This is a genomic window from Kaustia mangrovi, assembly GCF_015482775.1.
Lineage (GTDB): Bacteria > Pseudomonadota > Alphaproteobacteria > Rhizobiales > Im1 > Kaustia > Kaustia mangrovi.
This window is the reverse complement of record NZ_CP058214.1, coordinates 1905343-1923716: the sequence shown is the minus strand read 5'-3', so window position 1 is coordinate 1923716 and position 18374 is coordinate 1905343. Positions and strand designations below refer to the sequence as shown.

The window sequence follows — 18374 nt, the reverse complement described above, 5'->3', positions numbered from 1 at the left end:
TCCCCCACCCGGCCACCCATGAGACCATACTTCCGTGGGTGGCCGGGTGGGGGAGTGGGCCGGTGCAGTAGATGCGACTCCACAAGGCCAAGGCCACACCCTACAGCGTCTTGTACATGATCGTCGTCGGGTAGAACCTGTCCTCGAACGGGTCGCGGCAGAAATCGGGGATGACGCCGGCCGTCCGGTAGCCGAGGGCCGTGTAGAGCGGTTCCGCCTTGTCGCCGGTACGCGTGTCGAGCGTGACGAGGCTTCGCCCGAGCCGCCCAGCGAGGTCTTCCAGCTCGGCCATCAGGGCCTTCGCGATGCCCCGGCGCCGGAAGTCCGGATGGACGAGCAGCTTGGCGACCTCGGCCCGGTGGGGCTGGTTGGGCGGTGTGCCGCAGTCGAGCAGGACGGTGCCGACGATCCGGCTGCCGGTGTGCGCGACGAGGAGCGTCAGCGTGCCGGTCCCGAGCGCCGGCAGGACCTTCGCCGTCCAGAAAGCTTCGCCATCGGCCTCGGTGAACGGCATCACGAAATTCACATTGGCGCCGTCGCGGACGCAATCGGCGAGGAGCCGGCCGAGCTCGCCCGCATGGCGCGCCGCGTCGTGGGCGGGGAGGGGGAAATGGCGATGGCCGTGCCGTCCGTCATGCCGCCTCACACCATGAAGAGCAGATAGCGGGCACCGTGGGCCTGCGGCGTTTCGAACCGGCTCGGCCCGAAAAGCTGGTAGCGCAGGCAGTCGCCCGGGCCGAGTGTATGGGTCTGCCCGCCGACCTCGATCTCGAGCCGCCCCTCGATCAAGAGGAGGTGATGCTCGAGACCCTCCTTGGGCGGTGCGTCATAGGCGATCTGCGTGCCGGGCTCGAGCGTGCAGTCGAGCACCTCGCCGGCAAGGGCGCGGGCGGGCGGGGAGACGGCGCGCCGGAGGAATCCGGTCGACGGATCGCGCCACACCTCCTGCCGGTCGCGGCGGACGAGCGGGCCGAAATCGTCCTCCACCATGTGCATGAGCCGCGACACGGTCAGCCCGTAGGCGGCGCACAGTCTGCCGAGGACGCTGGCCGTCGCGCTCACCTCCGCATTCTCCAGCCGCGAGAGCGTGGCGCGGCTGATGCCGCTTAGCCCCGCCAGCCTGTCCAGCGACCAGCCGCGCTCGGTGCGCAGATCCTTCAGGCGCTGGGCGATTCGCCGGTCCATGGAGGCGGCGATTGTCTTGGCTTGTTCCATATATGAGATAAAATCTCATAAACGGTACGCCGTCAAGCCTGCTCTCCCGCGATCCGGTCGCGCGGGCGTGCGGCATGCCGGATGAACGGGCTGTGGCTCGGTGCGTCCGGCTTCAGCCGGCCGGTCTCGTCCCAGTCCTGCGATCCGTTGAAAGGGAGGGGACGGAGCCGGTCGAGCCGGTCGAGATGGGCGCTGAACGCTGCCTTGCGGGCCTCGATCTCGCGCGCCAGCGTCGTGCTGTCTGCCGGCGCCGCGCCGCCGACCCCGAAGGCACGGAAGGAGGGCAGGACGGAGAAGCCCACATAGGACAGGCTGAATTCGACCGGCCAGAGGACGAGGTCGAGATTGCCGGCGCGCCCGTCCGGTCCGAAGGCGGGCTCCGGCGCCCCGGTCGTCACGGAGAGGAAGGCGCGCTTTCCCCGGAAATGGCCGCGGTCCTCGTAGCGCATCCGGCTCGAATAGACCCGGCCCCAGACAAAGACCCGGTCGAGCCAGCCCTTGAGGATCGCCGGGACCGACCACCACCAGAGCGGAAACTGGAAGATCACGAGATCCGCGCGCTCCAGCCGTGCGATCTCGCGTTCCACATCGGCGGGCAGTGTGTCGGTGTCGGCCGCGTGGCGCTGCTCGGCCATGGCGCTGAAGAACCCGCTGTCGGCGCGCTCGGGAAAATGGCGCGGGCCTTCCAGGGGATCGAAGTGCTCGCGGTAGAGATCGGCGATCTCGACGGTGTGGCCCTGCCCTTCGAGGGTCTCTTTCGCGGTCCGGGCGAGCTGGGCGTTGAACGATTTCTCCTCGGGTGGGCAAGAACGATGAGCGCGTGCATGTCGGGCTCCCTGGATCTGTGTCGCGGGGTTTATCGCTGTCGCCCGATGATCTAGTCTTTGCGATAATGAACGGAAATACCGAATAATTGCAAAGTGTCCTTGTATGAATGAACAGACTATGCCCTGGGACGATCTGAGAACCGTCATGGCGGTTGCGCGTACGGGCTCCCTGTCGGGTGCGGCGCGCATGCTCGGGCTGAGCCATGCCACCGTCTTCCGGCGGCTTGCCGGGATCGAGGAGCGGCTGGGCGTCAAGCTGTTCGACCGGTCGCGGCGCGGCTATGCGCCGACGCTGGAGGGCGAGGACATCGCGGCGGTGGCGGAGGGAATCGCAGCGGAGGTTGTCGCTGTCGAACGCCGCGTCGCGGGCCGCGATCTGCGCCCGTCCGGCACGGTGCGCGTGACGACGACGGATTCGCTTCTGGCGGGTTTCCTGACGCCGGTCTTTGCGTCCTTCCGGGAGGTGTTCCCCGACATCGTGCTGGAAGCCGTCGTCTCCAACGAGCTGTTCAGCCTGTCGAGGCGCGAGGCCGACGTGGCGATCAGGCCGACGGGCGCGCCGCCCGAGGCGCTTGTCGGCCGCAGGATCGGCACCATCGCACAGGCCGTCTATGGCCCCGCTGGCACCGGCGACGCGGACAGCGGGCCGTGGGTGGGATGGGACGAGCCGATGATCCATCCCGCGCTCGGCCGCTGGATGGCGACCAAGGGTGTGGACGCGCGCTGCGTCTACCGGGCCAATACCGGCATGGGCCTGCTGGCGGCGGTCCGCGAGGGGCTCGGCGCCACGGTCCTGCCCTGCTATCTGGCCGATGGCGACGACAGGCTCGTCCGGCTCGGCGATCCGGTGCCCGAGCTTGCGGTCGATCTCTGGCTGCTCACCCATCCCGATCTGCGCCGGACCGCCCGCATCAGGGCCTTTGCGGATTTCGTCGCCGATGCGGTTAAGGCGGCCCGTCCGCGGCTGCTGGGGCAGACCTAGAGCGCTTTCAGGAAAAGTGGAGACCACTTTTCCGGTTCGAAAGCGCGGCGCTCCAGGACGCTTGCGGGCGGGATATTTTCTGCCGGCGGCGAGGCCTCGAAATGCCGAGAGATGCCGTTCCGGCGCGAAGCTTGGCACATTCTGCTTGGCCGGGGGCGGTAGTGTGCGGACACGCTGCAAAACCGCATTCCGGGACCCACGACCCATGCTGAGCAATTCCCTTGTCGAGCTCGACCGCCGCCATCTGATCCACCCCGTCGCCTCCTACAGGGGGCATGAGGAACGCGGCGTGACGGTCCTTCAATCGGCGAAGGGCGTGTTCGTGACCGATGCGCAGGGCCGCGAGCTCATCGACGGCTTTGCGGGGCTGTGGTGTGTGAATGCGGGCTACGGTCAGCCCTCGGTCGTCGCCGCGGCGACGGAGCAGATGCAGCGCCTGGCCTATGCGACGGGCTATTTCGATCTCGGCAGCGAGCCCTCGATACGGCTGGCCGCCGAGCTGGCCGACCTCACGCCGGGCGACCTGTCCCGCGTCTATTTCACGCTCGGCGGATCGGATGCCGTCGATTCGGCGGTGCGCTTCATCCGCTACTATTTCAACGCGCTCGGCAAGCCGGAGAAGAAGCAGGTCATCACGCTGGAGCAGGGCTATCACGGCTCGTCCACCACGGGCTCGGGGCTCACCGCCCTGCCGGTCTTCCACAAAGGGTTCGACGTGCCGCTGCCATGGCAGCATCGCATTCCCTCGCCCTTCCCCTATCGCAGCCCCGAGGGCGAGGACCATCGGGCCGTGACGGCGGCCTCGGTCGCCGCGCTCAGGGACAAGGTCGCGGAGCTCGGCGCGGATACGGTCGCGGCCTTCTTCTGCGAGCCGGTCCAGGGCTCCGGCGGCGTCATCGTGCCGCCGGACGGCTGGCTCAGGGCCATGCGCGAGACCTGCCGCGAGCTCGGCATCCTGTTCGTCGCCGACGAGGTGATCACGGGGTTCGGGCGCACGGGCACCATGTTCGCCTGCGAGCACGAGGGGGTCGTGCCCGACCTCATGACCATGGCGAAGGGGCTGACATCCGGCTATGTGCCCATGGGTGCGGTGGTGATGAGCGAGCCGGTCTATCAGGCGATCGCCGACGGGGCGGGGCCCGACGCGCCGGTCGGCCACGGCTTCACCTATTCGGGCCATCCGGTGAGTGCGGCGGTGGGGCTTGCGGTCCTGAAGCTCTATACCGAGGGCGGTCTGGTGGAGAACGGCCGGCGCATGGGCGAGCGGCTCATGGCGGGGCTCGGCGCGCTTGCCGGCCATCCGCTGGTCGGCGAGGCGCGCGGGCGCGGCATGCTTGCCGCATTGGAGCTCGTCTCTCACAAGGACGAGAAGCGCAAGTTCGACCCCGCGCTGAAGCTCGGCGAGCGCATCTTCGCCTGCGCCTACGAGAACGGCCTGATTGTGCGCGCCTTCCCCGACGGGGTGATCGGGTTCGCCCCGCCGCTCACCTGCACGCCGGACGAGATCGACCTGATTGTGGAGCGTACCCGCAAGACCCTCGACCAGGTGCTCGATTGGGCCGACATTCGCAAGTCTCTGGGGTAGTATGCGCGGCGCCGGGCACGGCGCCCCTGACGTTTCGGCGCCGGCCGCGGCCATATTCGGCAGCCGGCGACGAGACGCGCAAGAGACATGACGAGAGCCCCGAAGCTCGACCGTATCGACATCAGGATCCTCTACGAACTGCAGAAGAACGGCCGCATCACCAATGTGGAGCTGGCCGAGGCGGTCGGCCTGTCGCCGAGCCCCTGCCTGCTGCGAGTGAAGCGGCTGCAGGAGGCGGGCTTCATCACCGGCTACAGCGCGCAGATCGATATGGCCAAGCTCGGCGAGACGCTGACGGTCTTCACCGAGGTGACCCTGTCGGACCACCGGCCTGGCGATTTCAGCCGGTTCGAGGCGGCGGTGCGGCGGCTGGACGAGATCGTCGAGTGCCATCTGGTCAGCGGTAGCTACGACTATCTGCTGAAATTCGTGACGCGCGGCATCGCCGAATATCAGGAGATCGTGGAGCGGCTCCTGGAGACGAATATCGGCATCGAGAAATATTTCAGCTACGTCGTCATCAAGTCGCCCTTCGTGAAGAGCCACTACCCGCTGCCCTCGCTCTTCGAGAAGGAGCGGTAGGGCCCGTCCCTCGACCCATCTGTCATCTCTCAGCGCGGGCGCAGATCCGTCGCGACGTCAGGGAGATGGATTCCCGCTTCCGCGGGAATGACGGGGTGGGGACCGGGCATGATTCCGGCAGGGCCGGCGGATCCCGGTCTTGAGCTCTGGATCGAGGACCTTGGTGTCTCTCCGCGCGTTAGCTCCGCGGAAGAGCGGGGATCCATTGCCGTATCGGCGATAGGGGTTCGGCCTTTGCAGGGCGGTCGGGGTGTGGCGGTACAGCAGGGCCGTTGTGTATGGGCCTGTCGAAACGCCCCTTGTTGCCACGTCCCGCCAACTGGTATGATGAGTATATCAGTTGGCGGTGAGGTGCGCCGGCGCAGGAAGGGGACCGCATCATGGGCGAGCGCATTCGCGCCACCTATCTGCTGGAGACCGGGCTCGATCCGGATGCGGTCGCAGGCGTCATGGCCGGCGAGCAGTCGAGCGGAACCTTCGTGGCGGTTCCCGGCGAGACGCCGGAGCTTCGCCGGCGTGCGGGCGCCGTCGTGGAGCGGGTGGAGCGTCTGGACACGGTCGCCGAGCCGAGCTTGCCGGGCGCTGCCCGCCCGCCGGACGGTGCACGCTATAGCAGGGCGCGCGTGGAGATTTCCTGGCCGCTGGACAATATCGGCCCGTCGCTGCCCAACCTCATGGCGACGGTTGCGGGAAACCTGTTCGAGCTGAGGGAGGTGAGCGGTCTGCGCCTCCTCGACATCGCGCTGCCCCGGGCGTTCGCGCAGGCCTGTCCCGGCCCGGCCTTCGGGGTTGAGGGAACGCGCCGGCTCGCGGGCGTGGAGGGCCGTCCGCTCATCGGCACGATCATAAAGCCGAGCATCGGGCTCGGCCCGGCGGAAACCGCCGGTCTCGTCGACGGGCTGTGCGCGGCGGGCATCGATTTCGTCAAGGACGACGAGCTGCAGAGCGACGGTGCCCATTGCCCCTTCGAGGCGCGCGTGAAGGCGGTCATGGAGGTCGTCGCGCGCCATGCCGACCGCACGGGGCGCAAGCCGATGGTCGCCTTCAACCTGACGGGCGAGGTCGACGAGATGCGCCGGCGCCACGACGTGGTCGCGGAGCATGGCGGCACCTGCGTCATGGTCAGTCTCAACAGCGTCGGGCTCGCAGGCCTCATGGCGCTCAGGCGCCATTGCGCCCTGCCGATCCATGCCCACCGCAATGGCTGGGGCTATCTCAGCCGCCATCCCATGCTCGGCTGGTCCTACAGGGCCTGGCAGACGCTCTGGCGGCTCGCCGGCGCCGACCACATGCATGTCAACGGGCTCGACAACAAGTTCTGCGAGGCGAATGACAGCGTCGTCGCCTCCGCCCGTGCCTGTCTGGAGCCGCTGTTCGACGACCGTCCCATGACGGCGATGCCGGTCTTCTCCTCCGGCCAGTCGGCGCGGCAGGCGGCGGCGACCTACGAGGCGCTCGGCTCCGTCGACCTGATCTATGCTGCAGGTGGCGGGATCATGGCGCACCCGGCCGGGCCGGCCGCTGGCGTGGCCAGCCTGCGCGAGGCGTGGGAGGCCGCCGTTAAGGGCATTCCGGCGGAGACCTATGCGCGCTCGCACGAGGCGCTGCGCACCGCGCTGGAGGCCTATCGATGACGGTGGCGCGCGAGACGCTGGCCCAAGGCTGTCTTCTCGCCTTCCATGGCGATGACTTCACCGGCTCCACCGATGCGATGGAGGTCTTCGCGTTCAACGGGCTGCCGGCCGTCCTGTTCCTGGAACCGCCAACGCCGGAGCGGCTGTCGGCCTTTGCCGGCTACCGGGCCATCGGCATCGCCGGCACCGCGCGCAGCCGCACGCCCGGCTGGATGGAGCGCCATCTGCCGGAGATATTTGCCACGCTCGCCGGCCTCGGCGCGCCGATCCTGCACTACAAGGTGTGCTCCACCTTCGATTCCTCGCCAACGGTCGGCTCCATCGGCAAGGCGCTGGAGCTGGGGCTCCGGGCGCGGCCCTGCCGCTGGTCGCCCATGATCGTCGCCGCGCCCCGGCTCGGGCGCTATCAGGCGTTCGGCAACCTGTTCGCCACCGTCGATGGCGAGGGCTACCGGCTCGACCGCCACCCGACCATGGCGCGCCATCCGGTGACGCCCATGGGCGAGGCCGATCTCAGCCGCCATCTCGCCGACCAGACCGACCTCCCCATCGGGCTCGTCGATTTCGTCGCCCTGAAGGAGGGCCGTGGTGCGGACCGCCTCGAAACCGTGCTCGCGGACGGCGCGCGGGCCGTTCTGGTCGATGTCATGGACGAGGAGACGCTCGCCGCGGCGGGCGCGCTCGTCTGGCAGGGGCGGGGCGACGGCCTCTTTTCCGCCTCCTCCTCCGGCCTTCAATATGCGCTGATCGCCCATTGGCGCCGGGCCGGGCTCCTGCCGCAGGCCACCGCGCGCGCCGGGCTCGGGCCGGTGGACCGGATCGCGGCCGTCTCGGGGAGCTGCTCGCCGGTGACCGCGGACCAGATCGGCTGGAGCTTCAAGAACGGTTTTGCCGACATCGCGCCCGACGCGACGCGCCTTGCCGACCCGGCGACGCGGCAGGAGGAGATCGCCGATACCGTCTCGTGCGCATTGGCGGCGCTGGAAGACGGCCGAAGCCCGCTCGTCCACACCGCACGCGGACCCGACGACCCCCGGATCGTCCGGTTCGCGGACAAGGTCCGTGCGCTCGGCATCGACCCGGCGGAGGGGCAGGACCGGATCGGGCGGGCGCTCGGCGACATTCTCTCCCGCGTCGTCCGGCAGGCGGGGCTCGGGCGCGTCGTGGTCAGCGGCGGCGACACGGCGGGCCGGGCCGGCGGGGCGCTCGGCCTCTATGCGCTGGAGGCGATGGTGCCCGTTGCGCCGGGCGCGCCCCTGTGTCTCGCGCATGCTAAGGAGCGCCGGCTGGAGGGCCTCCAGATCGCCTTCAAGGGTGGCCAGATCGGCGGGCCGGACTATTTCGGGCGCGTCCGTGCCGGAGGTGGAACTTGAGATACACGAGGGACAAGGGAGGAGATCTCGCATGACCAGGATCGCATTGCTCGGCGCGGGCGGAAAGATGGGGCTGAGGCTTGCCCGCAATCTCGCGGACGAGCCCTATGAGGTGGACCATGTGGAGATATCGCAGGCCGGCCGCGAGCGCCTCGCCGACGCGCTCGGCGTGACCTGCGCGGATCCGGACGAGGCACTGGCCCGGGCCGATGTCGTGCTGATGGCGGTGCCGGATGCGGCCATTGGCAAGATCGCCCGGGGGTTCGTCGACAAGATACCGGGCGGCTGCGCGGTCATCATGCTCGATGCCGCCGCGCCCCATGCGGGCGAGCTGCCGGAGCGCGCCGATATCACCTATTTCGTCACCCATCCCTGCCATCCGCCAATCTTCAACGAGGAGACGAGGATGGAGGCCAAGACCGACTATTTCGGCGGCGAGCATGCGAGACAGCATATCGTCTGCGCGCTCATGCAGGGACCGGAGGAGCACTATGCGCCATGCGAGGCGATCGCGCGGGCGATCTACAAGCCGGTCATGCGCTCCCACCGCGTGAGCGTGGAGCAGATGGCGATTCTCGAGCCGGCCCTGTCGGAGACCGTGGCGGCGACGCTCGTCACCGCGCTGCGCGAGGCGACCGACGAGGCGGCCCGGCGCGGCGTGCCGCACCAGGCGGCGATGGATTTCATGCTCGGCCATCTCAATGTCGAGCTCGCCATCCTGTTCGAGGCCTTTCCGGGGCAGTTCTCCGACGGGGCGCTGCTGGCCATCGAGAACGCGAAGGCGGAGATCTTCCGGGATGGCTGGCTCGACCGCGTCTTCGCACCCGAGGCGGTGATGCGCTCGGTGAAGGGTATCTGCAACGCCGCGCCGAAGGGATGAGGCTTGCCTGATTGTTGCTGCCCCGGCCCGCTCCCTCCGGCCGCCCACGGGATCATCATGTCATGGGTGGCCGGTGCCGCCTTATCGGACGATGCCCTATATGGCGCCGTGATAGAAATAGCGGCCGAGGCCGGAGGTGAAGACGATCTGGCCGGCAAGGGCGTGGAGCAGCCAGGCGAAGAGGAAGGAGCCCTTCTCCCGGTAGGCCCAGGCGAAGACGGCGCCGCCGAGCGCGGTCAGGATGACGGCCGGCCAGTTCCAGTAGAAGAGATGGGCGAGCGAGAACGCCGCCGCATTGGCCGCGATCGCGACATGGGCGCCATTGAAGAGTGCGCCGTATCGTCTGAAGAACAGGACGCGGAAGACGATCTCCTGCGGGAAGGCGGAGAGCAGCGGATAGAGCGCCATGATCGCGAGCCAGAGCTCCCGGTTGTGGAGCGGCATGCCGAAGAGCGCATAGGGCCTGAGCCACAGGACGAGGCCGATGGAGATCCCCGCGGCCAGCACGACGAAGCCCGCAAGGGCGGGCCAGTCCGGCACGGCGGGCGCTGCGATCAGCGAGCGCCACGAGAAGCCGTCGGCGAGCGAGAGCAGCAGGACGGCCAGCGCGAACAGGCCGGCAAGCCCCCACCAGAGCGTATCCGACGGCAGGGCGAAGGCCATGGCGAGCGGGATTGCGACATAGAGGCCCGCAAACTCGGCCCAGAGGCGGGTCCTGCGCCCGCCGACGATAGCCTGGCTGCCGACATCCGCCATGGCAACCTCTCTCCCGGGATGGGAAACGGATGGCAGCGCCCCGGTCCGTTCCGGGGCGCCGTCCGGCCGCATCATAATGGATTTCGTCTTTGTCCTGCAGGGGGCGGGCGCCTGTGCGTCAAATGGCGCGCAGACTTTCCCGCTCGATCCAGGTGACGGGGAGCGCCTTCAGCTCGCGCGGGGCGTCCGGCTCCGCGATGCGCCTGAAGAGCAGCTCGACCGCCGCCGTGCCGAGCGCCCTGTAGGGCTGGCGCACCGTGGTGAGCGGCGGGTGGATGAAGTGCGACCAGGCAATATCGTCGAAGCCGATCACCGACACCTCGTCCGGCACGGCGCGGCCCGCCCGGGCGAGCAGCTGGAGCGTGCGGATGGCGACCTGGTCGTTGGCGCAGGCGATGCACGAGACCGGCCGGTCCAGAATGGCCGCCTCGGCCTCTTCGCCCAGATCGAGCGAGAAGGGGACCTCGACGGTCCAGCCGATCGGGACCGCATCGCCAAGGCCCTCTCTCAGGCCCTCATAGCGTTCGCGCGCGCTGTAATGGGCGGCGGGACCGCGCAATATGCCGACGCTTCCATGCCCGCGCGCAGCGATTTCCCGGCCGACCATGCGCCCGCCCTCGCGATGGGCTGCGGTCACGCCGTCTATGCCCTCGATGGGCCGGTCGAGCGTGACGACGGGGGCGGGCAGACGGATCCGCTCCAGATCCTCGCGCACCGGAATCCAGATCGCCCCGTCGACGCGGTATTCCCCGACGAGTGCGAAGGCGGCCTGCTCCTCGTCCGGGTCGTTGTGGCAGTCGACGATGATGAGCCCGTGGCCGAGCTCGCGCGCCTTCGCCTCCACGGCCTGCGCGATGGCCGGGAAGAACGGATTGGTGAGGTCGGGCGCGATCAGCCCGATGGTGGCGCTCCGGCCGGTCTTGAGCGAGCGCGCCGACCGGCTCGGCGAATAGCCGAGCTCGCGCGCGATCTCCTCAACGATCCGGCGCGTTTTCGCGCTGACCGGCTTGGTCCTGTTGAGCACATGGGAGACCGTGGCGGTCGACACCCGTGCGAGACGTGCGATTTCGGTGATGGTTGCCATGGGCGGACCGGTCCGGCCGGGCGGAAATGGCCGGCTCATTTGTTTCTGTAGAAACAATCTACTTGACCGATGCGGCGGCCGCAATGATGATTGGTTAAACGTTTAACCGGGCGGAATGTCTGCCGCCGGGTCGGCAGGGGGCAGTTCACGCATCCGATGCTTGAGCGCGGTCGGAAAATCGGCCAAGACATCGGGGGATACATTCGGTGACGCCACTGAGGGAGGGGTTAGGATGACACGGACACTGCTTTCGACGGCCGCAGCCATGGGGCTCGCAATGGCCATGGGCTGGGGGAGCGCGGCCTCAGCCGACACGATCCGCGTGCTCAACTGGCAGGGCTACGGCACTGACGAGGATTGGTCGGTCGAGGCCTTCGAGAAGAAGACCGGCCACGAGGTCGTGCACGACTATTTCAACTCCGAGCAGGAGATGCTGACCAAGCTCCGGACCAATCCGGGCACCTATGATGTCGTGCTCATCAACAGCGCCTACACGCCGCAGGCGGCGGAGGAGGGCCTGATCGAGCCGATCGACACCTCCACCATGGAGAATGTGGAGGATCTGGCGCCGGATCTGCGCAACAGCCCCTATCTGGTGATCGACGGGAAGACCTATGGCGTCGCCTGGGTCTGGGGCGTGACGTCCTATGCCATCAACACCAACGATTTCGAGACCGCGCCGACCTCCATCGAGGAGCTGTGGTCGCCGAAGCACGAGGGCAAGGTCGGCTGGCGCGACGACGCGGTGGAGGCGGTGCAGATCGCGGCCATCGCCACCGGGCAGAAGATCAACGACCCCTCCGACTTCGATGCGATCCGCGAGAAGCTCCGGGCGTTGAAGCCGCAGATCCGCACCTTCTGGACCTCGGAGAACGAGTGGAACCAGTACATGTCCTCGGGCGAGTTCGAGCTGTCCACCTACTGGAGCGGCTCGGCTTCGCGTTCGAAGAACAATTTCGGCCTGCCCGTCGAGTTCGTCATCCCGAAGGAGGGTGCCATCGGCTGGCTCGACGGGCTGTCCATCGCGAAGGACGCGCCGCACAAGGAGGCGGCGAAGCAGTTCATCGACTGGATGATCGATCCGGAGTTCTACGTGAAGTGGGACACCGATGTGGGTGCGCCGGCGTCCGCTAACACCAAGGCCATCGGCGAGCTTGCCGAGGACGCCTTCAACCGGCAGGTCATGGGCAAGGCGGCAGAGTCGGGCAAGCTCCAGTTCATGGGGCCCATAGACGACACGGTCCGCCAGAAGATGCTCGAGCTCTGGCAGGAGACGAAGACCTACTACCAGAACTGAGGGCATGTCCTCGTCGTCATGGCCGGGTCAGGCCCGGCCATGACGGGAAACGCGGAGTCGAACCGTGACGGGGCACTCCCCGAAGCAGAGGCGCTGAGCGCGGCATGACGGTAGCGGCGAGTACAGAGGCTGGCAGCAGCGCGAAGGCCCGGCGCGGCGAGGCGCGGCGGATCGCGGTCCTGACCGGGCCGGCCTATCTGTGGCTCGCCGTCACGGTGTTCCTGCCGATCTCGGCCATGCTCTATTTCAGCCTCCTGAGCGAGGCGCCCATTGCCGGCCGGGTCGGGCAGTTCACGCTAGAGAACTATCAGGCCTTCTTCGACAAAGCCTTCTACCAGAGCCTCATGCTGCGCTCGCTGCGGCTCGGCGCGGAAGTCTCGTTCTACTGCTTCCTGTTCGGCTTTCCCTGCGCGCTGGTGCTGGCGAAGGTCGTCAAGGGGCGCTGGCGCGAGGCCATGTTCCTGCTCGTCATCATCCCGTTCTGGAGCAACGCGCTGGTGCGCATCTTCTCCTGGACCATGGTGCTGCGCGGCAACGGCATCCTTGAGCAGTTCCTGAATGCGGTGATCCCGGGCTTCGGCGGGCTCGATCTCATGTTCACCTATCCGGCCATCGTGATCGGGCTCGTCCATTCCTACCTGCCCTACATGATCCTCACCTGCTACATCTCGTTGCAGGCCATAGACGACGACCTGATCGAGGCGGCGCGGTCGCTGGGGGCGAGCCGGTGGACGATCCTCACGCGCATCCTCCTGCCGCTGTCCATGCCGGGGATCGTCGCGGGCGCGGTGCTGATCTTCGTGCCGGTCATCGGCTCCTTCATGGAGCCGCGCATCCTCGGCGGACGCAACGGCACCTTCATCGGCACCGTGATCGAGGACCAGTTCACCGCCGTCTTCAACTGGCCGCTCGGCGCGGCGCTCTCCTTCATCCTGCTGGGCTGTGTGCTGATCATCTTCGCCGCGTTCCATCCGATCCTCAGGAGGGCTGCGCGATGAGGCGGCGGATCGGCCTGGCGACATTGGGGCGGGTCTATCTCGCTCTGGTCCTCATGTTCCTCTACATCCCCATCCTCGTGATGGCGGTGATGTCGTTCAACGCCTCGCAGTTCTACACGCTACCCATCGACTGGTCGCTGCGCTGGTACGAGGCGCTGTCCGGCAATTCGAAGCTGCTGAACGCCGGGTTCAACAGCATCGTCGTCGCGGTCGTCACCACCGCGATCGCGAGCACGCTCGGCACCGCGGCGGCCATCGCCTTCTTCCGCTACGAGTTCCGCGGCAAGCAGGTGCTCCAGCTCCTGCTGTTCCCGCCCATCGCGATCCCGTGGCTGATCACGGGAACGGCCATGCTGCTGTTCTTCTTCTGGGCGGGCATCGGGCGCGGGCTCCATGCCATGGTGCTCGGCCATGTGGCGCTGGCGCTGCCCTATGTGATTATCGTCGTCTCCGCACGGCTCAAGGCCTTCGACCCGGATCTGGAGGCGGCGGCGCGCTCGCTCGGCGCCTCTCCGGCACAGGTCGTGCGCCATGTCACCTTCCCGTTCATCGCGCCGGGCTTCATCGCCGCCGCGCTCTTTGCCTTCGCGGTCTCCTTCGACCAGTTCGTCATCTCCTATTTCCTGGCCGTGCCGGGCGTCTCCACCCTGCCGGTTGAGATCTACACGGCCATCCGCAAGGGCTTCACGCCCGAGATCAACGCCATCTCGACCATCGTCATCGTCTTCTCCATGACACTTCTGGTCGGCGTGGCCCGGTATTACCGTTTCGGGGGAGAGCGCTGATGGCCTCCGTATCCGTGCGTGGCGTCTCCAAGCTGTTCGGCAGCTTCAAGGCGCTGGACGACATCTCCATCGAATTCGCCGATGGCGGCTTCTACGGGCTGCTCGGGCCCTCCGGCTCGGGCAAGACGACGCTTCTTCGGCTGATCGCCGGTTTCGACTTCCCGGACAGCGGCGAGATCGAGATCGGCGGTGAGCCGGTCGGCGCCCTGCCGGCGGAGAAGCGCGATATCGGCATGATGTTCCAGAGCTACGCGCTGTTCCCCAACATGTCCGTGTTCGACAATGTCGCCTTCGGGCTCATGGTCCGCAACACGGCGCGCGCGGAGATCGTACGGCGTGTCGGCGAGGCGCTGGAACTCGTCCGCCTCACCGGCCTCGACGACCGCAAGCCGCACCAGCTCTCCGGCGGCCAGCGCCAGCGCGTGGCGCTCGCGCGCGCCATTGTATTCCATCCGCGCGTGCTGCTGCTCGACGAACCGCTGTCGGCCCTCGACAAGGCGCTGCGTGTCGGCATGCAGGTGGAGCTCAAGCGCATCCAGCGCGAGATCGGCATCACTACCATCTTCGTCACCCACGACCAGGAGGAGGCGCTCACCCTGAGCGACCGCATCGGCGTTCTGCGCGATGGCCGGCTCGTCCAGGAGGGGGCGCCGAAGGAAATCTACGACCGGCCGGAGAGCGCCTTCGCGGCGACCTTTCTCGGCGACGCCAATCTGTTCAGGGGCCGGGCGAATGGCGACGGCGTGGTGCTGGCCGACGGATCGCGGATGCGCACCGCGGACGCGCCCGGCAAGGCGGACGAGGAGGTCGTGTGCGCGGTGCGCCCCGAGCGTATCGAGGTCGTGCCCGCCGACGGGCCGGCGGACGGCGAGGGCAACATGCTCGACGCGACCGTCTCGGAGGCGATCTTCGCCGGCAACAGCATGACCTATCTCGCCTCCTGGCAGGACCAGACGGTGAAAGTCATCGCCCAGAACCGGGGGGCGGAGCCCTTCGAGGCCGGTGCGCGGGTGCGGCTCGTCTGGCGGCCTGCCGACACGGTGGTGGTGACGCCATGAGCCGCCTGCCCTTCGGTCCGCTCGGCGACAGCGCGCTCGTCGTCTGCGTCGACATGCAGCGCATCTTCCTGGAGCCCGGCGACTGGTTCTGCCCGACGGGACTTGAAATCGTGCCCGCCATCCGGTCTCTCGTCGCCGCGCGGCCGGATCGGAGCTGGTTCACGCGCTTCATCACGGCCAGGACGCCGGAGGCGGCGACCGGAACGTGGCAGCGCTACTACCGCCACTGGACAGGCGTGACGCAGGAGGCTGCCGGCGCCGACGTCCTCGATCTCCACGAGGATCTCGCGCCTTATGCAGGGCCGGGCCGCATCTTCGACAAATGGACCCATGACGCCTTCGACAGCGACGGTTTCGCTGCCGCCGTCGCCGGGCTCCAGCCCTCCGCACTCGTCTTCTGCGGCGTGGAGACGGATGTCTGCGTGCTCGCCTCCGTGCTGTCCGCCGTCGATCTCGGCTATCGCGTGATCGTTCCGCGCGAAGCGGTCGCAAGCTCGGACATGGCCGGGCACCGGGCCTGTCTCGATGCGGTCTATCCGCGCTTCGACCAACAGGTCGAGCTGGCATCTCTCGACGATATCCTCGCTGAATGGACGACCCCATGACGACGACGAGCTGGGGGACGTGGTCGCCGGACAAGCCGGTGGAACTGACCCATCCCGACACGGGCCTGACACTGACGCCGGTTCTCTATTCCGCGCGCGCCAACGCCGTGACGCATCTCCCGCCGAGCCTCGATATCCGGTTCGGCGTGCGCACGATGGACGGGCGCGAGATCACCTTCCGTACGCGCCACGAGGACACGGTCATCGACTGGCGCTACCGCTTCGGGGACGATGGCGGGGTGACCGTCGACTGGCAGGCGCGCGAGACCGGCGAGTGGGGCCTGCGTTTCTGGGTGGTGCTCTGCGTCTCGGGCCCGGCGGGCACCCGCCTCGCCTACGATCCGGAGACCGGTGTCCTGACCGGCGGGCCGGGGCTCGCCATCCGGGCGGCGAAGAAGCCGCTCATGGCGACGTTCCATGACGGCCTGGAGGCGCTTGAGGCGGAGTTCCGCGAGAAGGGCTATTTCTATCTCGCCTCGCGCGGGGTGGAGGGCACCTTCGCGGCGCTGCGCTTCAATCTGGAGGAGGGCCCGTCCATGCGCCTCGACCTGCGCATCGACGGGACGGTGCCGGAGCGGCCATCCATGCCGGAGGATGAGATTGCCCCCCTGCCGGAGGAGGCCTCGCCCCTCCAGGCGGTTCACGACGTGATCTCGTGGAACCATGTCCACGACGCCATCAACGACCGGCCCTACACCGTTCTCACACGCTTCTGGAACACGCACAAATTCGGCGGTTTCGGCGTCTGGCTGGACGATATCCTCTACAACGCCCTCCTGTGGGGGCCGTTCGACGAGGGCAAGGCGCGCCAGAACCTGGAGGCCGTCTTCGCCTGGCAGACGGAGGAGGGCAACTTCCCGTGCCTGGTGACCGGCAACGACGCCTGGCTGGACCGTTCCCAGCCGCCAATCGCCTCCTTCGTCGTCTGGTCGCTCTATCTCGCCTCCCGCGACCGTGGACTTCTCGACTGGGCCTTTCCGGGCCTCCTGCGCAATCACGACTGGTGGTGGCGCCGGCGCGAGCCCGACGGCGCGGGCCTCGTCGTCTACGGCACGAGCCTCGATGTGGGCGACGGGCTCTACAAGGGCACCAAGCTCGCCGCCAAGGACGAGTCCTCCATGGACAACATGCCGGTCCACGATCCCGCCCCCTTCGACGAGGAGACCGGGCTTTTGATGTCCTTCGATGTCGGGCTCAACAGCCTGCTCGCGCTCGATGGCGAAATGCTGGCGCGGATGGCCGCCGAGCTCGGCCGCGGGGACGATGCGGCGCGACTTGCCGGGCGCTCCGCCCGCCACCGGGAGACGATCTCCGACAGGCTCTGGGACGGGAGCCGCAAGGTGTTCGCCAATCGCCTCGTCGATGGCGGGTTTGTCGAACCGCTCGCGCCGACCTCGTTCTTCCCCATGGCCGCCGGCGCGGCGAGCGCGGAGCAGGTCGAGGCGCTCGTCTCGGGCTATCTGACCCCGCGCGGGAAATTCGGCGGCGTGCCGGGCCTTCCCTCGGTCACGCGCGACGATCCGGCCTATACGGACAACGTCTATTGGCGCGGGCGCATCTGGGGGCCGCTCAACTTCTGGACCTATCAGGGGCTCAAGCGCTGCGGGCGGGATGCGGAGGCGCATGCGCTGGCCGAGATGGGCTGGCGCCTGTTCGCGGCCGGCTGGCGCGAGCGGCTGTGCGGCGAGAACTACAATGCCGAGACCGGTGCGATCCTCGACCAGGCCGACACCGACCCCTTCTATAGCTGGGGAGCTCTGCTGCCCTATCTGATGGTCGCCGAAGAGCGCGGGCCCGATCTGTGGGGCACGCTGTGACCGCGCCCCTCGTCATCGACTGCGATCCCGGCATCGACGATGCCATCGCGATCCTGCTCGCGCTCGCTGCGCCCGAGGAGATCGCGCTTGCCGGTATCTCGACGGTCGCCGGCAACAAGCCGCTTGAGAAGACGACGGCGAATGCGTTGCGCCTCCTGGAGCTTGCCGGGCGCGCAGAGATCCCGGTCCATGCCGGGCTCGCCCGCCCGCTCATGGCCGCGGCGCGGCCCGAAAGCGACTATCACGGGCGCGACGGCATGGGCGACACGGGCCTGCCGGCTCCCGGGACGACGCCGTCGCCGGTCCATGGCGCGGATTTCATCGCCGATACCGTGATGTCGGCCGAGCCCGGGACCGTCACGCTCTGCGCCATCGGCCCCCTGAGTAACGTGGCGCTGGCCATGACGCGGGAACCCCGCCTCGCCGGCCGGCTTCGTGCTCTCCACATCATGGGCGGCGAGGTGTTTCCGACGGAGGGCGCGCCGGCGGAATTCAATTTCGGCACCGATCCGGCGGCCGCCCATATCGTGCTCGAGAGCGGCGCGCCGATCTCGCTGTTCGGGCTCGATGTGACGCGCCAGGCGAATATCGCCGCAGAGCTCGCCGAAGCGCTCCGGCAGACGGACACGCCCGTGGCGGAGGCCGCTGCTGCCATGCTCGACGTCACCGCCGCCGGCGGGCGTTTCGTGCATGACGCCTGCACCGTGGCCGCCCTTCTCGATCCTGAGATCTTTTCCGGACGGGAGGGGCAGGTCCATGTCGAATGGCGCGATCCGGCGCGCGAGGGGACCTGCCGCTTCGAGGAGAACGGCACCAGCCACCGCGTCGTCACCGGGCTCGATCCGGACCGCCTCCTTCGCCTCATCGCCGGCCGAATCGCCAAGCTTGCCTAGGGT

General features: G+C 68.2%; 18 protein-coding genes. 13 read left to right on the top strand and 5 right to left on the bottom strand.

Annotated elements, in window-relative coordinates:
* Positions 1-100: 100 nt before the first annotated feature.
* The 3 genes from HW532_RS09035 to HW532_RS09025 are packed head-to-tail and all read right to left on the bottom strand — an operon-like array spanning position 101 to position 2189.
* Positions 101-646, bottom strand: coding sequence for a GNAT family N-acetyltransferase (locus HW532_RS09035; RefSeq protein WP_246479759.1), 546 nt, complete (start codon positions 644-646; stop codon positions 101-103).
* Complete coding sequence (locus HW532_RS09030) at positions 643-1215, bottom strand: helix-turn-helix domain-containing protein (RefSeq protein WP_213164057.1); 573 nt, start codon at positions 1213-1215, stop codon at positions 643-645. The genes HW532_RS09035 and HW532_RS09030 overlap by 4 nt, the downstream gene beginning before the upstream one ends.
* 32 nt (positions 1216-1247) lie before the next feature.
* Positions 1248-2189 carry an NAD(P)H-dependent oxidoreductase gene (locus HW532_RS09025; RefSeq protein WP_213164056.1) on the bottom strand — a complete coding sequence of 314 codons (942 nt, stop codon included), beginning with the start codon at positions 2187-2189 and terminating at the stop codon, positions 1248-1250.
* Between HW532_RS09025 and HW532_RS09020 the strand changes: the two genes are divergently transcribed.
* From HW532_RS09020 to HW532_RS08995, 6 genes are all read left to right on the top strand, one after another.
* A complete protein-coding gene (locus HW532_RS09020) occupies positions 2146-3024 on the top strand; it encodes a LysR family transcriptional regulator (RefSeq protein ID WP_213164055.1) in 879 nt (292 codons plus the stop codon). The two genes, HW532_RS09025 and HW532_RS09020, sit on opposite strands and share 44 nt — an antisense overlap.
* Before the next feature lie 205 nt (positions 3025-3229).
* Positions 3230-4609 carry an aspartate aminotransferase family protein gene (locus HW532_RS09015; RefSeq protein WP_213164054.1) on the top strand — a complete coding sequence of 460 codons (1380 nt, stop codon included), beginning with the start codon at positions 3230-3232 and terminating at the stop codon, positions 4607-4609.
* Between the two features lie 87 nt (positions 4610-4696).
* A complete protein-coding gene (locus tag HW532_RS09010) occupies positions 4697-5191 on the top strand; it encodes an Lrp/AsnC family transcriptional regulator (RefSeq protein WP_213164053.1) in 495 nt (164 codons plus the stop codon).
* A 380-nt stretch (positions 5192-5571) separates the two neighbouring features.
* Positions 5572-6825 carry a ribulose-bisphosphate carboxylase large subunit family protein gene (locus HW532_RS09005; protein ID WP_213164052.1) on the top strand — a complete coding sequence of 418 codons (1254 nt, stop codon included), beginning with the start codon at positions 5572-5574 and terminating at the stop codon, positions 6823-6825.
* Positions 6822-8198 carry a four-carbon acid sugar kinase family protein gene (locus tag HW532_RS09000; RefSeq protein ID WP_213164051.1) on the top strand — a complete coding sequence of 459 codons (1377 nt, stop codon included), beginning with the start codon at positions 6822-6824 and terminating at the stop codon, positions 8196-8198. The genes HW532_RS09005 and HW532_RS09000 overlap by 4 nt, the downstream gene beginning before the upstream one ends.
* Before the next feature lie 31 nt (positions 8199-8229).
* Complete coding sequence (locus tag HW532_RS08995; RefSeq protein ID WP_213164050.1) at positions 8230-9078, top strand: phosphogluconate dehydrogenase C-terminal domain-containing protein; 849 nt, start codon at positions 8230-8232, stop codon at positions 9076-9078.
* 96 nt (positions 9079-9174) lie between these two features.
* Here HW532_RS08995 and HW532_RS08990 read toward each other — a convergent pair whose 3' ends face one another.
* Together HW532_RS08990 and HW532_RS08985 are read right to left on the bottom strand one after the other, a co-directional pair.
* Complete coding sequence (locus HW532_RS08990) at positions 9175-9834, bottom strand: CPBP family intramembrane glutamic endopeptidase (RefSeq protein ID WP_213164049.1); 660 nt, start codon at positions 9832-9834, stop codon at positions 9175-9177.
* Positions 9835-9952: 118 nt separating this feature from the next.
* Positions 9953-10918: a LacI family DNA-binding transcriptional regulator gene (locus HW532_RS08985; protein WP_213164048.1), complete on the bottom strand. Its 966-nt coding sequence runs from the start codon at positions 10916-10918 to the stop codon at positions 9953-9955.
* 232 nt (positions 10919-11150) lie between these two features.
* On the opposite strand from HW532_RS08985, the gene HW532_RS08980 reads away from it, so the two are divergent.
* The 7 genes from HW532_RS08980 to HW532_RS08950 all read left to right on the top strand — a co-directional run bounded on the left by HW532_RS08980 (position 11151) and on the right by HW532_RS08950 (position 18371).
* Positions 11151-12215 (top strand): ABC transporter substrate-binding protein, encoded by a 1065-nt coding sequence (locus HW532_RS08980; protein ID WP_213164047.1) that lies wholly within the window; start codon positions 11151-11153, stop codon positions 12213-12215.
* Between the two features lie 104 nt (positions 12216-12319).
* Positions 12320-13213, top strand: coding sequence for an ABC transporter permease (locus HW532_RS08975; RefSeq protein ID WP_213164046.1), 894 nt, complete (start codon positions 12320-12322; stop codon positions 13211-13213).
* Positions 13210-13998, top strand: a complete 789-nt coding sequence (locus HW532_RS08970; protein WP_213164045.1) for an ABC transporter permease — start codon at positions 13210-13212, stop codon at positions 13996-13998. Before HW532_RS08975 ends, HW532_RS08970 begins: the two co-directional genes overlap by 4 nt.
* Complete coding sequence (locus HW532_RS08965) at positions 13998-15056, top strand: ABC transporter ATP-binding protein (protein ID WP_213164044.1); 1059 nt, start codon at positions 13998-14000, stop codon at positions 15054-15056. The genes HW532_RS08970 and HW532_RS08965 overlap by 1 nt, the downstream gene beginning before the upstream one ends.
* Positions 15053-15661, top strand: coding sequence for a cysteine hydrolase family protein (locus HW532_RS08960; protein WP_213164043.1), 609 nt, complete (start codon positions 15053-15055; stop codon positions 15659-15661). Before HW532_RS08965 ends, HW532_RS08960 begins: the two co-directional genes overlap by 4 nt.
* Positions 15658-17478 carry an MGH1-like glycoside hydrolase domain-containing protein gene (locus HW532_RS08955; protein WP_213164042.1) on the top strand — a complete coding sequence of 607 codons (1821 nt, stop codon included), beginning with the start codon at positions 15658-15660 and terminating at the stop codon, positions 17476-17478. The genes HW532_RS08960 and HW532_RS08955 overlap by 4 nt, the downstream gene beginning before the upstream one ends.
* Positions 17475-18371 carry a nucleoside hydrolase gene (locus tag HW532_RS08950; protein WP_213164041.1) on the top strand — a complete coding sequence of 299 codons (897 nt, stop codon included), beginning with the start codon at positions 17475-17477 and terminating at the stop codon, positions 18369-18371. The genes HW532_RS08955 and HW532_RS08950 overlap by 4 nt, the downstream gene beginning before the upstream one ends.
* The last annotated feature ends 3 nt before the right edge of the window (positions 18372-18374 follow it).

What these genes read in the sequence shown, in the direction of transcription:
- HW532_RS09030 (WP_213164057.1), bottom strand. Translation starts at nt 1,215, where the DNA reads ATGGAACAAGCCAAGACAATCGCCGCCTCCATGGACCGGCGAATCGCC.
- HW532_RS09020 (WP_213164055.1), top strand. Translation starts at nt 2,146, where the DNA reads ATGAATGAACAGACTATGCCCTGGGACGATCTGAGAACCGTCATGGCG.
- HW532_RS09025 (WP_213164056.1), bottom strand. Translation starts at nt 2,189, where the DNA reads ATGACGGTTCTCAGATCGTCCCAGGGCATAGTCTGTTCATTCATACAA.
- HW532_RS09015 (WP_213164054.1), top strand. Translation starts at nt 3,230, where the DNA reads ATGCTGAGCAATTCCCTTGTCGAGCTCGACCGCCGCCATCTGATCCAC.
- HW532_RS09010 (WP_213164053.1), top strand. Translation starts at nt 4,697, where the DNA reads ATGACGAGAGCCCCGAAGCTCGACCGTATCGACATCAGGATCCTCTAC.
- HW532_RS09005 (WP_213164052.1), top strand. Translation starts at nt 5,572, where the DNA reads ATGGGCGAGCGCATTCGCGCCACCTATCTGCTGGAGACCGGGCTCGAT.
- HW532_RS09000 (WP_213164051.1), top strand. Translation starts at nt 6,822, where the DNA reads ATGACGGTGGCGCGCGAGACGCTGGCCCAAGGCTGTCTTCTCGCCTTC.
- HW532_RS08995 (WP_213164050.1), top strand. Translation starts at nt 8,230, where the DNA reads ATGACCAGGATCGCATTGCTCGGCGCGGGCGGAAAGATGGGGCTGAGG.
- HW532_RS08990 (WP_213164049.1), bottom strand. Translation starts at nt 9,834, where the DNA reads ATGGCGGATGTCGGCAGCCAGGCTATCGTCGGCGGGCGCAGGACCCGC.
- HW532_RS08985 (WP_213164048.1), bottom strand. Translation starts at nt 10,918, where the DNA reads ATGGCAACCATCACCGAAATCGCACGTCTCGCACGGGTGTCGACCGCC.
- HW532_RS08980 (WP_213164047.1), top strand. Translation starts at nt 11,151, where the DNA reads ATGACACGGACACTGCTTTCGACGGCCGCAGCCATGGGGCTCGCAATG.
- HW532_RS08975 (WP_213164046.1), top strand. Translation starts at nt 12,320, where the DNA reads ATGACGGTAGCGGCGAGTACAGAGGCTGGCAGCAGCGCGAAGGCCCGG.
- HW532_RS08970 (WP_213164045.1), top strand. Translation starts at nt 13,210, where the DNA reads ATGAGGCGGCGGATCGGCCTGGCGACATTGGGGCGGGTCTATCTCGCT.
- HW532_RS08965 (WP_213164044.1), top strand. Translation starts at nt 13,998, where the DNA reads ATGGCCTCCGTATCCGTGCGTGGCGTCTCCAAGCTGTTCGGCAGCTTC.
- HW532_RS08960 (WP_213164043.1), top strand. Translation starts at nt 15,053, where the DNA reads ATGAGCCGCCTGCCCTTCGGTCCGCTCGGCGACAGCGCGCTCGTCGTC.
- HW532_RS08955 (WP_213164042.1), top strand. Translation starts at nt 15,658, where the DNA reads ATGACGACGACGAGCTGGGGGACGTGGTCGCCGGACAAGCCGGTGGAA.